Below are 14,623 nucleotides of genomic sequence, written 5' to 3'. Positions count from 1 at the left end.
GCGTCGATTTTTGTGTATAAGTTCGTTTACTCTTTTTTTGCTTTTTCTTGGTGTGTTTTATGGAAGTGTTCCATTTTAGCGCTCTTTTCGTGTGCTGAATTAGGATCGTGTCCAAATTGATTTACTGAGCTTTTTTGAGCTCCTTTATTAACGTGGTTTGTCATTTGTATTCACCTCACTTTAAAAATTAGTATAAACATTATATAAAGAAAAAATCGTTAGAAAAGAAAAACCTCTTTACGATATGTAAAGAGGTTAGATTGCTATTTATGCATTGAACGTTCTTTCGTTTCGATACGTCTGTGCGGTAAATGCCATTTGTAATGAATAGAAACCATGCGGAAGCAAACAATTAAAATGAATAGAATGTAAAGAGCCCAATCGCTAACAATAATTTCAGCTCCAATTAAGAAACCTGCTAAAATTGTCCAAAAGGCATATACTTCAGCTCGAAGAACGAGAGGTTTTCTGCGGGCTAAAAGATCGCGAATGATACCGCCGCCGATACCAGTTAAAACAGCTGCTACAATTGTGGCGCTAATTGGTAAATTTAATTTTTGGGCATATAATGCTCCTTGTACAGCAAATGCCGATAAGCCGATAGCGTCAGTGATATTTTCCCACTTTTTCCAATGTCTAATTAACTTATTTGGAAAAAGAAAAATAATAGTCATTGATAAAAGTGCGATTTGGAATAACATGTCTTGTTGCCAAAACGCGACAATCGGATAACCGATTAATAAATTACGAAGGGCACCTCCCCCAAATGCGGTTGCCATTCCTAAAATATACACCCCGAAAATATCATAATCCTCTTCCATTGCAACAATGGCTCCGCTTAGTGCGAAAGCGATTGTGCCTATGATGCTAAAAATCTCCCATGCCATGAATTTTCTCCCCCGCTAACTAGATGAAATGTGCTTCCTCTGCTATTATATTAGAAGGTTTAAATTTCGAAAAGGATGAGTGAACATATTTGATGGAAGAAAAAGAAAAAGTCATATTAGTAGGCTGTCAATTGCCACAAGATGATGATGAAAAATTTATGCATTCCATGAAAGAGCTTGCATCACTAGCGAAGACTGCACGAGCAGAATTGTTAGTGTCAACAACGCAAAAACGACCAAAGTTTCATCCGGCAACTTACATAGGTAAAGGGAAATTAGAAGAGCTTACAATGTTAACTGAAGAGTTAGAGCCGGATGTTATTGTATTTAATAATGAATTAACGCCGAGTCAAATTCGGAATTTATCCTCAGTATTAGATGCGAGAGTAATTGATCGAACGCAACTAATACTGGATATTTTTGCGCAACGTGCGAAGTCGAGGGAAGGTAAGCTTCAAGTAGAATTAGCTCAGTTGCAATATACAATGCCGCGTCTTATGGGGCAAGGATTGTCCTTATCGCGTCTTGGTGGTGGTATTGGAACAAGAGGACCGGGTGAGACGAAATTAGAGACGGATCGTCGTCATATTCGATCCCGTATTGATGAAATAAAGAAACAACTTGCAGTTGTTGTGGAACATCGAAAAAGATATCGTGAGAGAAGAAAAGATAATAAAGTATTTCAAGTGTCATTAATAGGGTATACAAATGCAGGGAAATCGACACTGTTTAATAGATTAACGGAAGCTGATACGTTTGAAGAAAACCTTCTGTTTGCAACATTAGACCCAACGACAAGGAAGATGCCGTTACCTTCTGGTTATACAGTATTACTAACTGATACTGTTGGTTTTATACAAGATTTACCTACTTCATTAATCGCTGCTTTTCGTTCAACACTGGAAGAAGCGGGGGAAGCAGATGTCATTTTACATGTAGTTGATTCCGCGGATCCTAACTACATAGGGCATGAAAAAACAGTAAAAAGATTATTATCAGAACTTGAAATTAACCATATTCCTGTTATTACGTTATATAATAAAAAAGATGAATTACATCAAAACTTTATTCCGTTTCCGAAAAGTGATTTCTTAATGACTAGTGCTTTTGAAGAAAGTGATTTATTGCGTATAAAAGAAGCGATAGAAACGAAGATGAAGAAAGAAATGGATCGTTATCGAGTGGAAATCCCTCCGAGTGAAGGTAAGTTGTTAACGCATTTAAAGACGGAAACTCTATTAGCAAAGATAGAGTTTCTAGAAGATAAATTTGTATATGATTGCGCAGGGTATATTTTTACTCATTCATCGCTTAATGTGCAATTAAAGAGATTTTTAGTGGAAGAAGGAGAAAATAAAAATGTTTGATCGTTTGAAAAATGGAGAAAAAATTGCTCCAATCGTAAAAGAAGTAGAGAGTCAGATTACAGAAGTACATAAACGTGCGGATGAAGTAATTGAAAGCAATCAGTTTCGTGTATTAGAAAGTTTTCGTAAACATAAAATTAGTGACTCGCATTTTATCCCGACAACAGGTTATGGTTATGATGATATTGGCCGTGATACGTTAGAAAAAGTGTATGCTGATGTATTTGGGGCGGAAGCTGGACTTGTTCGTCCGCAAATTATTTCAGGTACTCACGCTATCTCTACAGCGTTATTTGGTATTTTACGCCCGGGAGATGAGTTATTGTATATCACTGGGAAACCGTATGATACGTTAGAGGAAATTGTTGGTGTACGTGGGAAAGGTGTAGGTTCATTTAAAGAATATAATATCGGTTACAATGCAGTTCCGCTAACTGAAGCTGGGCTTGTTGATTTTGAGGCTGTTGCAGCAGCGATTCATAATAATACGAAAATGATCGGTATTCAGCGCTCGAAAGGTTATGCTACTCGTCCATCGTTTACTATTTCTCAAATTAAAGAGATGATCGCGTTTGTTAAAGAAATTAAACCTGATGTTGTTGTGTTTGTAGATAACTGTTATGGCGAGTTTATTGAAGAGCAAGAGCCATGTCATGTTGGTGCAGATTTAATGGCGGGTTCGCTTATTAAAAACCCGGGCGGCGGAATTGTTAAAACTGGTGGTTATATTGTCGGGAAAGAACAGTATGTTGAAGCGTGTGCATATCGTTTAACATCTCCGGGAATTGGCGCGGAAGCTGGAGCGTCTTTATACAGTCTGCAAGAAATGTATCAAGGGTTCTTCTTAGCGCCACATGTTGCAGGACAAGCGCTGAAAGGTGCAATTTTTACAGCTGCGTTTTTAGAAAAGTTAGGAATGAACACGTCACCAGCGTGGAATGCACCAAGAACAGATTTAATTCAATCTGTTCAATTTGATGATAAAGACCGTATGATTGCCTTCTGCCAAGCGATTCAATATGCATCTCCAATTAATTCGCATTTTACTCCGTATGCAAACTATATGCCAGGCTATGAAGATGATGTAATTATGGCTGCGGGAACATTTATTCAAGGTGCAAGTATTGAATTGTCTGCTGATGGTCCAATTCGTCCGCCTTATGTTGCTTACGTCCAAGGTGGGTTAACTTATTCACATGTGAAGATTGCGATTTGTTCTGCAATTGATGCATTAATTGAAAAAGAATTATTAACAATTTCTTAAGGGGGAAGCTGTCGATTTCGGCAGCTTTTTTCTTATAAAAGTAATAATTTATGCGATTAGAAAAAAGAGTGAAAAAATTCATAAAAAAAATTATAAAAAATCATGTAAGAAAAGCTAACATCTATTGACACTAAACATAACATAGTATAAAATGAGAAGCAGTTAAGGCGAAGGAGGAACTGAAAAATGAAAGAAGATAGACGTTCTGCCCCGCTGTTTCCTATTGGTATTGTTATGGATTTAACACAATTGTCTGCACGTCAAATTCGCTACTATGAAGAGCATAATCTTGTTTCTCCAACCCGTACAAAGGGGAATCGTAGATTATTTTCATTTAACGATGTAGATAAGTTGTTAGAAATTAAAGATTTGTTAGATCAAGGCTTGAATATGGCTGGTATTAAACAAGTGTTACTAATGAAAGAAAATCAAACAGAAGCAGTGAAAGTAAAAGAGGAAACGAAAGAAATTTCAAAAACTGAGCTTCGCAAAATACTTCGAGACGAACTACAACATACAGGTAGATTCAATCGAACTTCATTGCGACAAGGTGACATTTCAAGATTTTTTCACTAAAGATAACTGATTCTGAAGGCGATTAGAGGGACTGAGGAGGAATTTATAATGTCTAGATACACAAAAGAAGATATTTTCCGTTTGGCGAAAGAAGAGAATGTAAAGTATATCCGTTTACAATTTACGGACCTTTTAGGGGTAATTAAAAACGTAGAGATTCCAGTGAGACAATTAACGAAAGCTCTTGATAACAAAATGATGTTTGATGGATCTTCGATTGAAGGTTTCGTACGTATTGAAGAATCTGATATGTATTTATATCCTGATTTAGACACTTGGGTAATTTTCCCTTGGACAGCTGAAAAAGGTAAAGTAGCTCGACTAATCTGTGATATTTACAATGCAGATGGCACTCCATTTGATGGAGACCCACGTAACAACTTAAAACGTGTGTTAAAAGAAATGGAAGCTTTAGGATTTTCAGACTTCAATCTTGGACCAGAGCCAGAATTCTTCCTATTTAAGGTTGATGAAAAAGGAAATCCAACATTAGAACTAAACGATAACGGTGGATACTTCGACCTTGCGCCGATGGATCTAGGGGAAAACTGTCGTCGTGATATCGTTCTTGAACTTGAAGAAATGGGATTTGAAATTGAAGCATCTCACCATGAGGTTGCTCCAGGGCAGCACGAAATTGACTTTAAATATGCAAATGCAATTCGCTCATGTGATGACATTCAAACATTCAAACTTGTTGTAAAAACAATTGCTCGTAAACATGGTTTACACGCAACGTTTATGCCAAAACCACTATACGGTGTGAACGGTTCAGGTATGCACTGTAACTTATCATTATTTAAAAATGGTGAGAACGTATTCTTTGATGCAAACGGTGACTTACAATTAAGTGATGATGCTCGTCACTTCATCGCAGGTATTTTAAAACATGCACCAGCATTTACAGCGATAGCAAACCCAACTGTAAACTCATACAAACGTCTAGTACCTGGATATGAAGCGCCTTGTTACGTAGCATGGTCTGCACAAAACCGTAGCCCGTTAGTACGTATCCCTGCATCTCGTGGTATTAGTACACGCGTAGAAGTACGTAGTGTTGACCCGGCTGCAAACCCATATTTAGTAATGGCTACATTATTAGCTGCAGGTCTTGATGGAATTAAAAACAAATTAACTCCACCAGCAGCAGTAGATCGTAACATCTATGTAATGACAAAAGAAGAGCGCGAAGAAGCAGGTATCGTTGACTTACCAGCAACATTAGCGCAAGCATTAGTTACATTACAATCTAATGAAGTAGTATGCGGTGCACTAGGAGAACACTTACTTGAGCACTTCATCGAAGCGAAAGAGATTGAGTGGGATATATTTAGAACACAAGTTCACCAATGGGAACGCGATCAATATATGTCTCTATACTAAGAGAGAGAAGCCTTGATACTACGGTATCAGGGCTTTTTTTAGCTTTTTTAAGTGAAGTTATTGGATTGTTTTTGATTTCCTTGAATCATTTTACTAAGAAAATTTTTTCGATAGAATCGATCTTCTCTTTTTTTAATTACTTGTGCTATAACTTAATAATTTTTTACTGCCTGTACGACGCGACCGATGATTTTTACGTCCTCATCTGCAAGGCTGTAAGTTTGTGGCTTGTGAATCGAATCATTACTCAATGATATTAACGTAATGATACTTAGTTATAACATAGTCTTATTCAGGATTTCGTTAGTTCATTTTCTAAATTTTAGGAATAAATATAGTTTAGTACCTTGCAATAAATAATACTAAGTGGTATATTATGGATAAAACAGGTACCGTGTATTGAACAGTACTAAGATAGGAAAGGGGGATTGCGCTTGAACGTTCAGTTTAAAAAAGGTGTGCTTGAACTTTGTGTATTAGCACTTGTAAAACGTAAAGATAGTTACGGTTATGAACTTGTTCAGCAAATTTCTAATAAATTTTTAATATCGGAAGGGTCAGTATACCCTTTATTACGTCGTTTGACGAAAGAAGGGTATTTTCAAACGTATTTAAAGGAATCTACGGAAGGGCCACCTCGTAAATATTATCAATTAACAGAGCAAGGGGAGACGCAATTTCATTTGCTAGTAACAGAATGGTGTGATTTTGCGAAAGGGGTACAAGAAATTATTGAAGGGGTGGAATGGGATGAGTAAAGAAGGGTTTCTTAAAGAATTATCAAGTTATCTTAGAAAGTTACCAGAGGAAGAGAGGCAAGATATTTTATTGGATTATGAAGAGCACTTTCAGTTTGGACTAGAAGAGGGGAAAACTGAATCAGAAATAATACAAGGCCTTGGTTCTCCGAAAGTAATAGCGAAAGAATTACTTGCGATGTATCGCTTCGATGAAATGAAAAAAAATCCATCGACTTCAAATGTGACAAGAGCTGTTATGGCAGCGATTGGACTTAGTTTGTTTAATTTTATTATTGTGTTAGGACCGTTAGTCGCAATTATTGCTTTTATATTTTCTTTTTGGATCGGTGGTATTGCTAGTGTAGTAACACCATTTTTCGTTATTGGAAAAGTATTTATGGGTACTTTTATATGGTTGGATCTTTTCGTTAGTATAACGTTTGTTGGAGTAGGTTTATTGTTATGTATTATCGCTTTTTATAGTACAAAGTGGTTTAAGAGATTGTGTGTACGATATGTAATATGGAACTTCAAAATGATAAAAGGAGAGTAAATGATGAAAAAACTATTTTTAATCGCTATTGCTTGTATCATTATTGGAGTAATAGGAATTTCCCAAACATATGAAAAAGCAGTACAAACTGCTAAAAAAGGCGATAAAGAAAATGTAATTAAAAACGAAACATTAAAAAATATAGAAGTTAAGTTAGATGCCGGGGATATTATTGTCCAAAAATCTCCTGACTCTTCTTTTTATATCAAGCAATCAGGAGATGTACGTAAACAAGAGATTCGTATCGCAGAAGATGGTGACACATTAAAAGTTATTGGGGAAAGAGAAAAAGGTGCTTCATTTGATTTTTCTTTTTACGATTTTAGGTTTCAAACGTCTAAATTGACTCTCCTTGTGCCCGAACGCTCTTACCAAGATGTAAAAGTAAATTCATCTGCTGGACAAATCGAAATGAGTGATGTGAAAAGTGATAGCGTAAGTGTTAGAACACTTGCTGGAGAAGTAGAGTTGAAACAAATAACGGCTAAGAATGTGGAGGGATCGACAAAAGCTGGTGAGGTGAATTTTAAGAAGGTATTAGGGAAAGTGACCGCAAAAACAACAAGTGGGGAAATAAATATTCAAGATCATGATTCTAAGTATAATCTAGAAGCAAGTTCAACTGCGGGAGATATAGATATTACTTTATCGGAAAAACCACAAGATGCGGTAATTACTGGGCAAAGTGCTGCCGGAGATGTAACAATTTTTAATGAAGAAAATAAAAACGTAACAATTGGAAATGGTAGTAAAAAGATTAGTGGTAAAACGGCTGCTGGAGATGTGACGATTAAAACTCGTTAATAAGAAATAGAATGCATGGAAATCTATCAAAATACAAAAAAAGAAGATAATTACCGTTATATAAATAAGGTAATTATCTTCTTTTTTTTATTTTTAATGTAAATCACGATATACGCCAATTACTTTCCCGATAACTGACACTTGTTTTAAAATGATAGGTTCTAATGAAGAATTTTCTGGTTGTAGACGGAAATGGTCTTTTTCTTTATAGAAACGTTTAACAGTTGCTTCATTATCTTCTGTTAAAGCGACTACAATTTCACCATTATATGCAGACTGTTGTTGGCGAACAACAACTAAATCTCCATCGAAAATACCAGCTTCAATCATACTATCTCCAGAAATACGTAACATGAACACTTGGTCTGCTCCAGCAACAATACTAGCTGGAAGTGGGAAATGTTCCTCTACGCTTTCGACCGCTGTAATTGGTAAACCAGCAGTAACTTTTCCGACAATTGGAACTTGAATAACAGATTGTGTTTCCGTATCCATTCGGTCTTCACCTAAAATTTCAATGGCACGTGGTTTTGTTGGATCGCGTCGAATGTATCCTTTTTCTTCTAATCGTGATAAATGTCCGTGCACTGTAGAACTAGAAGCGAGGCCGACTGCTTGACCAATTTCACGTACGGAAGGTGGATATCCTTTTTCTTGTACTTTTAGCTTAATAAAGTCGAGAATGTCTTGCTGGCGTTTCGTTAACTTTTCCATGTTTTCTAACACCTCGTTTTCTTTCATTTTTCTTATTAATAAGTATAACATGTGAAAAAACATTCTACAAACATAAGTTCGAACAAATGGCGGATTTATGTTACACTATAGGGAAATAATAGGGAGAAAGAGGGGTTCAAAATGAATGCAATTATTTATGCACGTGTGAGTACAACGAAAGAAGCGCAAGAAACATCATTATTACGTCAAAAAGATGAATTATTGCATTTAGCTGAGCGCTATCAAATGAATGTTACTAAGGTGATTGAAGAGCAGGCTAGTGGATATACAATTGAACGTGACGGTATATTAGAGGTGTTGGATACAATTCGAGACGAACAAATTGATGTGTTACTTATACAAGATGAAACGCGTCTTGGTAGAGGAAATGCGAAGATCGCGTTAATGCATTGTTTACATAAAGAAGGCATAAAAGTATATACGCATACACATAATGGTGAATTACAATTGTCGGATTCTGATTCGATGGTATTAGATATTATTGGTATTGTTGAAGAATATCAAAGAAAGATTCATAATATGAAAATTAAACGAGGTATGCAACGTGCAGTAGAAAAAGGTTATCGTCCAGAAAAAAATTTAAAAAATCGTCATTTAAGTGTAGGAAGAGAGAAAAAAGAATTGCCAATTGAGGAAATTGTACGTTTGCGAAAAAGTGAACTCACGTTTGAAGAAATTGCAGCAACATTACGTGGATTTGGTCATAATGTTTCAAAGGCGACTGTACATCGTAGATATGTAGAGTATACGAAGCAATTGCTTGATAAAGAAGAGTAACTATTGTATGATAATAATCAGTTTTGATTAGAAGGGGGATTCGAGATGATTAATCACGAACTCGTTGAACGCATTAATTTCTTAGCGAAAAAAGCAAAAGCTGAAGGTTTAACTGAAGAAGAGCAACGTGAGCGTCAATCGCTACGTGAACAATATTTAAAAGGATTTCGTCAAAATATGTTAAACGAACTTAAAGGTATTAAAGTTGTTAACGAAGAAGGTACAGATGTTACACCGACGAAATTAAAAGCTTTAAAAAAGCAAGATAATGCAAAATTAAATTAAAAGATGGGCGAAGCCCATCTTTTTTATTTGTAAAAATCGTTATTTAATAACTTTCCAGTTGTTATTAACTGTTGCTTCTATCGTTTTATGTTCCAATATATAATTAGCGATAAGTTCAGACATATCTGTGGGTATATCTTTTACTACTGGTTTGTTTTGAAACATAAAGAAATTTCCCCCGCCACTTGCACGATAATTATTCATTACAACGTCATATTCTTCATTCATATTAAGAGGAGCACTGTTATGCTGTAAAGATTCTACTCTTTCACCAATTGGTTTTGAAATGTTTAATACGTATGAAATCCCTTCCCACATATCATAATTATAATGTTGTGGCTTTGGTTCTATGTAGGTAGGACTTACGGTGATTGATCCATCTGTTTTTAATGTGAAATAAGAAGCAGAGAGTTCAAGAGCATTTTTTATATCTGCTCCAGTTATTTTAATTACTTTTAATGTGTTTGGATAAATATAATTAGAAACGATATCACGCATTGTTACATGTTCCGGGAAACCTGGAGATGTATTATGGAACAAACTTGTACAAGAAATTGATACATTAGCTATATTCATCTGTATTTTATTTATGAATTCTATAAAAGGATGATCATGCAAACGAGTTTGCATAGCATCTGAAATTTGCATGTCCCCTTGAATGATTCCAATAGGTTGATCAAGCCACTTTTGTGTTTTCTTTTCGTAATCGGCTACCAATGAAAGTACATCTTGGTCCGCCTCAAATCCTTGTACAGATAATAATTCAGAAGAACTCTCTTTTTTCACCCATTTATGTTTCGTTTTTTCGAATGTTACTTTTACTTTTCCAACTGAGTGTCCATTGCATCCGGTCTGTAAAATTGTTACACCGTTAGCCATTGTGTGAGAAATTTCCCGGTGTTGGTGGCCTGTTAATAAGATATCTATGCCTTCAATTTCATGGCACATTGCATATCCTTGGTTTTCTCCTGTTAACACTTCAGTCGGTACCCCGGTTTGTAAATCTCGTTCAACTCCCCCGTGATACGCTACGACTAGTAAATCTGGTTTCTCATGTTCGCGAATATAAGAAACCCATTCTTTTGTAGTCTTTAATGCATCTTCAAATAGTAAATCTTTAATGTGATGGGACTGTTCCCAATTTGGTATGTAATGTGTTGTTACCCCTAAAATAGCAATTTTTATATTGGATTCAATCTGTTTGATTATATAAGGTTTTCCGAAATAAGGTTTCTTTATGTTTTTATCTAAAATGTTTGCTGATAGGTACGGGAAGTTCGCAGTAGTCACAGCATTATTTAATATATCCATCCCGTAATTAAATTCATGATTGCCGATAATTGCAGCGTCATACTGTAAGTAATTCGCTAATAAGGACATTGGGTTTTTTTTGTTTTTTTCGTATGTAACATAATGATAAGTAAATGGTGTTCCTTGAATAAAGTCGCCATTATCAATTAAAAGAACGTTTGTATTTTGGGAACGTTCTTTTTTTATAAGAGTAGAAATTTTAGCTAAACCAAGTTCTGCTGGGGAGTTATCTTGGTAGTGAATAGGATAAACAGTGCCATGTATATCGCTTGTTAATAAGATGTTTAAAGTTACAGTTTGATTTTGTTCCAATATGACTCACCTTTTCTATTGTTATCTTCCAATTCATCATATCAAATATGTGAAGAGAATTTTAATGTGAGTGTATAGAATGTGTAAAGATTCTGTAAATAATCAATTATTTGTAAAAATATGTGATATATTTCTTCATGTTTATGAAAGGTTATTTTATAACAATGAAAAATGGAGGCATTAATATGTTGAAAAAAGTTTTTGCAATGAGCACAACAGTTGTACTAGCAGCGGGATTATTAAGTGGCTGTGGAACGAAGGAATCAAGCGCAAGTAAAAATGAAGATACGAAAAAAGGGTATGTACCGAAGACTTTAAATGTTCAATTTGTTCCTTCTCAAAATGCAGATACGTTAGAGGCGAAGGCAAAACCGCTTGAGAAGCTATTAAGTGATAAGTTAAATATTCCAGTAAAAGTTAGTATTTCAACGAACTACAATACAATTGTAGAAGCGATGGCATCTAAACAAGTAGATGTAGGATTTTTACCGCCAACAGCGTACGTATTAGCACATGAAAAGAAGGCTGCAAATGTAATTTTACAAGCACAACGTTTTGGAGTAGAGGATGAAACAGGAGCTCCTACAAAAGATTTAGTAGATTATTATAAATCTGAGTTTGTTGTTAAGAAAGATTCAAATATTAATAGTGTAAAAGATTTAAAAGGTAAAAAGATTGGTTATCAAGATGTAACGTCATCAGCGGGATATGTGTGGCCTGCAGCTGTTCTATTAAAAGAGGGAATTGATCCGTTAAAAGATGTGAAACCTGTTACATTAAAAGGTCACGATCAGTCGCTTATTGCTCTTTTAAATGGTGACGTAGATGCGGCTGTTGTATTCCAAGATGCTCGTAATATTGTAAAAAAAGATTATCCGAATATATTTGATCAAACGAAAATAGTGAAATTTACTGAGAAAATTCCGAACGATACAATTTCTGTACGATCTGATTTAGATGCAGAGTGGAGCAAGAAATTACAAGATGCTTTCATTGAAATTGGAAAGAATGAGGAAGGCCGTAAAATCATTAAAGAAGTATATTCACATGAAGGATATGTTAAATCTGATGATAGTAAATTTGATATCGTTCGTGAATATGGGAAGAAAGTAAAAACGCAATAATACATATGGAAATGGCAGCTAGCTGAAAGGGGATGTTTTCAGTTAGTTTGCCGTTTTGAATACATAGAAGGTAGGTAAGATGTGTGATAGAGTTTCGAAATGTCTCCAAAGTGTATCCAAACGGTACAAAAGGATTGAATAATATAAACTTGAAAATTCAAAAAGGTGAGTTTGTTGTAATGGTAGGGCTGTCTGGAGCTGGAAAATCTACACTTCTCAGATCCGTAAATCGTCTTCATGAGATTACCGAAGGAGAAATCATTATTGAAGGTGAGTCTATTACTGCTGCGAAAGGAAAAGGATTAAGGCGTATGCGCCGGGATATCGGTATGATCTTCCAAAGTTTTAACCTTGTAAAGCGATCAACAGTATTAAAAAATGTATTAGCTGGTCGTGTTGGATATCATTCCACATTACGTACAACGTTAGGTTTGTTTCCGAAAGAAGATGTGGAGCTCGCATTTCAAGCGTTAAAAAGAGTGAATATTTTAGAAAAAGCATATGCACGTGCTGATGAATTATCAGGAGGACAACAGCAACGTGTATCAATAGCTAGAGCATTGGCACAAGAAGCAAAAATCATATTGGCAGATGAGCCTGTTGCATCGTTAGATCCACTTACGACAAAGCAAGTATTAAATGATTTGAAAAAAATCAATGAAGATTTTGGAATTACAACAATTGTGAATTTGCATTCTATTGATTTAGCTAGGCAATATGCGACACGTATTATTGGATTACATGCAGGAGAAATTGTTTTTGATGGTTCAGTAGAAGAGGCGACAGATGAAAAATTTGCTGAAATTTATGGAGATGTAGCACAGAAAAATGAATTGTTAGAGGTGGCAGTTAAATGAGTGACGTAACGATATATTCGAAATCGATACCGAAGCCGCCGAGTAAGTTGAAACATATGTTAACGTTTATTTTAGTTATTTTAATGCTGTGGAGTAGTAGTGTACAAGTAGATGCATCATTTTCAAAACTGGTAGACGGTTTTCCCAATATGGTAGATCTATTGAAAGAGATGGTGCCACCTGATTGGAGTTATTTTCAAGTTATTACAACAGCGATGTTAGATACAATACGTATGGCGATTATTGGGACGACCTTAGGAGCGATTTTAGCTATTCCACTTGCACTGTTTGCAGCAAGTAATGTGTTTACTAACACATTTTTATACAGTCTAGCTCGAATGATTTTAAATTTGATACGAACGATACCAGATTTATTATTAGCGGCAATTTTCGTAGCGATTTTTGGAATTGGGCCACTTCCAGGTATTTTGGCTCTTACTTTTTTTTCAATTGGACTTGTAGCGAAATTGTTGTATGAGTCAATTGAATCAATTGATCCAGGTCCGTTAGAGGCGATGACAGCGGTAGGAGCTAATAAGGTGCAATGGATTGTTTATGGGGTAATTCCGCAAGTGAAAGCACATTTTGTCTCCTATGTTCTTTATACATTTGAGGTGAACGTACGTGCAGCAGCTGTTTTAGGTTTAGTAGGAGCAGGTGGTATTGGACTATATTATGATCGTACACTTGGATTTTTACAATATAAACAAACTGCTTCTATAATTATTTATACCCTTATTGTTGTTTTGTTAATTGACTACATTAGTACATTGTTACGGGAGAAACTATAATGAATAGAACGACGATGATTGTGCCAAAACCGAAGAAACCGAGTATATATCGCTGGATTATTTTAATAGCACTTACAGTTGTATATGTATGGGCCTTTTCAGGAGTACCATTAGAGGGGATAAAGGACACAGCAGGTGAAATCACGAAAGCAATTATGACAGGGATATTGAATCCAGACTGGTCGTATGTATCTTTGCCAGATGGTGAAGATTTATTACATGGATTAATTGATACGTTGGCAATTGCAATATTAGGTACATTTATTTCTGCATTTTTATCTGTTCCGTTTGCCTTTTGGGCGGCAACGAATATGAGTAGTGGAAAATTAACTTCAGGATCTGGGAAATTTGTACTTAGTTTTGTTCGTACGTTTCCTGAATTAGTTATGGCTCTTTTATTTATAAAAGCTGTTGGTCCAGGCTCTTTTGCAGGAGTATTGGCCTTAGGATTACATTCTATTGGAATGTTAGGGAAACTATATTCAGAAGGAATTGAAAACATAGATAAAGGACCGACGGAAGCGTTACTAGCAACAGGAGCAAACCGTTTTCAAATACTTTGGTATGCAGTGTTACCACAAGTGTTACCGGATTTTCTATCGTATACGTTATACAGATTTGAAATTAATGTACGATCCGCTGCGATTTTAGGGGTTATTGGAGCAGGAGGGATTGGTACACCTTTAATTTTTGCGCTGAGTTCACGGAATTGGTCTCGTGTTGGGATTATTTTATTAGGTATCATTTTAATGGTAATTATAATTGATTGGATTTCAAGTTCGATTCGGAAACGGATTGTTTAACTTATTTGAAAAGCATCGAAGTTAGATGCTTTTTGTGTTTTTAAAAACGTATTA

17 protein-coding genes and 1 pseudogene are annotated in these 14,623 nt (G+C 35.5%); 13 read left to right on the top strand and 5 right to left on the bottom strand.

The features are described from left to right. Positions 1 to 26 precede the first annotated feature (26 nt). Together N2V80_RS18280 and N2V80_RS18275 are read right to left on the bottom strand one after the other, a co-directional pair. Positions 27 to 164: a hypothetical protein gene (locus tag N2V80_RS18280; protein WP_000181501.1), complete on the bottom strand. Its 138-nt coding sequence runs from the start codon at positions 162 to 164 to the stop codon at positions 27 to 29. 99 nt (positions 165 to 263) lie between these two features. After that, entirely contained in the window at positions 264 to 887 is a 624-nt protein-coding gene (locus tag N2V80_RS18275; protein ID WP_061655830.1) for a trimeric intracellular cation channel family protein, read from the bottom strand. Positions 888 to 979: 92 nt separating this feature from the next. Between N2V80_RS18275 and hflX the strand changes: the two genes are divergently transcribed. The 4 genes from hflX to glnA all read left to right on the top strand — a co-directional run bounded on the left by hflX (position 980) and on the right by glnA (position 5,477). Continuing rightward, the gene (hflX, locus tag N2V80_RS18270) at positions 980 to 2,254 is read left to right on the top strand and encodes a GTPase HflX (RefSeq protein WP_061655829.1); all 1,275 of its coding nucleotides are present in this window, start codon (positions 980 to 982) and stop codon (positions 2,252 to 2,254) included. Next, on the top strand, positions 2,247 to 3,518 hold the full coding sequence (locus tag N2V80_RS18265; protein ID WP_000460289.1) for a methionine gamma-lyase family protein: 1,272 nt from the start codon (positions 2,247 to 2,249) through the stop codon (positions 3,516 to 3,518). Before hflX ends, N2V80_RS18265 begins: the two co-directional genes overlap by 8 nt. 186 nt (positions 3,519 to 3,704) lie before the next feature. Beyond that, positions 3,705 to 4,094, top strand: coding sequence for a transcriptional repressor GlnR (gene glnR, locus N2V80_RS18260; protein WP_000656783.1), 390 nt, complete (start codon positions 3,705 to 3,707; stop codon positions 4,092 to 4,094). Between the two features lie 48 nt (positions 4,095 to 4,142). Next, positions 4,143 to 5,477, top strand: coding sequence for a type I glutamate--ammonia ligase (gene glnA / locus N2V80_RS18255; RefSeq protein ID WP_000092763.1), 1,335 nt, complete (start codon positions 4,143 to 4,145; stop codon positions 5,475 to 5,477). A 152-nt stretch (positions 5,478 to 5,629) separates the two neighbouring features. Here glnA and N2V80_RS30545 read toward each other — a convergent pair. After that, positions 5,630 to 5,749, bottom strand: a pseudogene (locus tag N2V80_RS30545) (LexA family protein); the annotation flags it as partial. A 162-nt stretch (positions 5,750 to 5,911) separates the two neighbouring features. Between N2V80_RS30545 and N2V80_RS18250 the strand changes: the two are divergent. Genes N2V80_RS18250 through N2V80_RS18240 form a run of 3 tightly spaced genes read left to right on the top strand, consistent with a single transcriptional unit; the run spans position 5,912 to position 7,574 of the window. Then, on the top strand, positions 5,912 to 6,235 hold the full coding sequence (locus tag N2V80_RS18250; RefSeq protein WP_001102627.1) for a PadR family transcriptional regulator: 324 nt from the start codon (positions 5,912 to 5,914) through the stop codon (positions 6,233 to 6,235). Continuing rightward, positions 6,228 to 6,770, top strand: coding sequence for a DUF1700 domain-containing protein (locus N2V80_RS18245; RefSeq protein WP_000031383.1), 543 nt, complete (start codon positions 6,228 to 6,230; stop codon positions 6,768 to 6,770). The genes N2V80_RS18250 and N2V80_RS18245 overlap by 8 nt, the downstream gene beginning before the upstream one ends. Next, positions 6,771 to 7,574, top strand: coding sequence for a DUF4097 family beta strand repeat-containing protein (locus tag N2V80_RS18240; RefSeq protein WP_000976240.1), 804 nt, complete (start codon positions 6,771 to 6,773; stop codon positions 7,572 to 7,574). A 93-nt stretch (positions 7,575 to 7,667) separates the two neighbouring features. Here N2V80_RS18240 and lexA read toward each other — a convergent pair whose 3' ends face one another. Further along, positions 7,668 to 8,288: a transcriptional repressor LexA gene (lexA, locus tag N2V80_RS18235; protein WP_000413738.1), complete on the bottom strand. Its 621-nt coding sequence runs from the start codon at positions 8,286 to 8,288 to the stop codon at positions 7,668 to 7,670. Between the two features lie 141 nt (positions 8,289 to 8,429). Between lexA and N2V80_RS18230 the strand changes: the two genes are divergently transcribed. Together N2V80_RS18230 and N2V80_RS18225 are read left to right on the top strand one after the other, a co-directional pair. Beyond that, positions 8,430 to 9,086, top strand: a complete 657-nt coding sequence (locus N2V80_RS18230) for a YneB family resolvase-like protein (RefSeq protein WP_061655828.1) — start codon at positions 8,430 to 8,432, stop codon at positions 9,084 to 9,086. 45 nt (positions 9,087 to 9,131) lie between these two features. Next, positions 9,132 to 9,371 carry a DUF896 domain-containing protein gene (locus N2V80_RS18225; RefSeq protein WP_000607015.1) on the top strand — a complete coding sequence of 80 codons (240 nt, stop codon included), beginning with the start codon at positions 9,132 to 9,134 and terminating at the stop codon, positions 9,369 to 9,371. A gap of 39 nt (positions 9,372 to 9,410) precedes the next feature. Here N2V80_RS18225 and N2V80_RS18220 read toward each other — a convergent pair whose 3' ends face one another. Beyond that, on the bottom strand, positions 9,411 to 10,994 hold the full coding sequence (locus N2V80_RS18220; RefSeq protein WP_000437447.1) for a bifunctional metallophosphatase/5'-nucleotidase: 1,584 nt from the start codon (positions 10,992 to 10,994) through the stop codon (positions 9,411 to 9,413). 185 nt (positions 10,995 to 11,179) lie between these two features. On the opposite strand from N2V80_RS18220, the gene N2V80_RS18215 reads away from it, so the two are divergent. The 4 genes from N2V80_RS18215 to phnE (N2V80_RS18200) all read left to right on the top strand — a co-directional run bounded on the left by N2V80_RS18215 (position 11,180) and on the right by phnE (N2V80_RS18200) (position 14,569). After that, positions 11,180 to 12,118, top strand: coding sequence for a phosphate/phosphite/phosphonate ABC transporter substrate-binding protein (locus N2V80_RS18215; RefSeq protein ID WP_000915064.1), 939 nt, complete (start codon positions 11,180 to 11,182; stop codon positions 12,116 to 12,118). Positions 12,119 to 12,201: 83 nt separating this feature from the next. Beyond that, positions 12,202 to 12,975, top strand: coding sequence for a phosphonate ABC transporter ATP-binding protein (gene phnC / locus N2V80_RS18210; RefSeq protein ID WP_000569247.1), 774 nt, complete (start codon positions 12,202 to 12,204; stop codon positions 12,973 to 12,975). Beyond that, a complete protein-coding gene (phnE, locus tag N2V80_RS18205) occupies positions 12,972 to 13,766 on the top strand; it encodes a phosphonate ABC transporter, permease protein PhnE (protein ID WP_001286376.1) in 795 nt (264 codons plus the stop codon). The genes phnC and phnE (N2V80_RS18205) overlap by 4 nt, the downstream gene beginning before the upstream one ends. After that, positions 13,766 to 14,569, top strand: a complete 804-nt coding sequence (phnE, locus tag N2V80_RS18200; RefSeq protein ID WP_001082389.1) for a phosphonate ABC transporter, permease protein PhnE — start codon at positions 13,766 to 13,768, stop codon at positions 14,567 to 14,569. The genes phnE (N2V80_RS18205) and phnE (N2V80_RS18200) overlap by 1 nt, the downstream gene beginning before the upstream one ends. Positions 14,570 to 14,623: the final 54 nt, after the last annotated feature.

The organism is Bacillus sp. FSL W8-0640 (assembly GCF_038007725.1).
In the GTDB taxonomy this organism is placed as follows: Bacteria; Bacillota; Bacilli; order Bacillales; family Bacillaceae_G; genus Bacillus_A; species Bacillus_A cereus.
This window is presented reverse-complemented; position numbering and strand designations above follow the sequence as displayed.

Bases quoted from the DNA above. Each gene is read 5' to 3' on its own strand.
- hflX (WP_061655829.1), top strand. From the start codon at position 980: ATGGAAGAAAAAGAAAAAGTCATATTAGTAGGCTGTCAATTGCCACAA.
- glnA (WP_000092763.1), top strand. From the start codon at position 4,143: ATGTCTAGATACACAAAAGAAGATATTTTCCGTTTGGCGAAAGAAGAG.
- N2V80_RS18240 (WP_000976240.1), top strand. From the start codon at position 6,771: ATGATGAAAAAACTATTTTTAATCGCTATTGCTTGTATCATTATTGGA.
- N2V80_RS18280 (WP_000181501.1), bottom strand. From the start codon at position 164: ATGACAAACCACGTTAATAAAGGAGCTCAAAAAAGCTCAGTAAATCAA.
- N2V80_RS18265 (WP_000460289.1), top strand. From the start codon at position 2,247: ATGTTTGATCGTTTGAAAAATGGAGAAAAAATTGCTCCAATCGTAAAA.
- N2V80_RS18215 (WP_000915064.1), top strand. From the start codon at position 11,180: ATGTTGAAAAAAGTTTTTGCAATGAGCACAACAGTTGTACTAGCAGCG.
- N2V80_RS18275 (WP_061655830.1), bottom strand. From the start codon at position 887: ATGGCATGGGAGATTTTTAGCATCATAGGCACAATCGCTTTCGCACTA.
- N2V80_RS18245 (WP_000031383.1), top strand. From the start codon at position 6,228: ATGAGTAAAGAAGGGTTTCTTAAAGAATTATCAAGTTATCTTAGAAAG.
- lexA (WP_000413738.1), bottom strand. From the start codon at position 8,288: ATGGAAAAGTTAACGAAACGCCAGCAAGACATTCTCGACTTTATTAAG.
- N2V80_RS18230 (WP_061655828.1), top strand. From the start codon at position 8,430: ATGAATGCAATTATTTATGCACGTGTGAGTACAACGAAAGAAGCGCAA.
- glnR (WP_000656783.1), top strand. From the start codon at position 3,705: ATGAAAGAAGATAGACGTTCTGCCCCGCTGTTTCCTATTGGTATTGTT.
- phnE (WP_001082389.1), top strand. From the start codon at position 13,766: ATGAATAGAACGACGATGATTGTGCCAAAACCGAAGAAACCGAGTATA.
- N2V80_RS18225 (WP_000607015.1), top strand. From the start codon at position 9,132: ATGATTAATCACGAACTCGTTGAACGCATTAATTTCTTAGCGAAAAAA.
- phnE (WP_001286376.1), top strand. From the start codon at position 12,972: ATGAGTGACGTAACGATATATTCGAAATCGATACCGAAGCCGCCGAGT.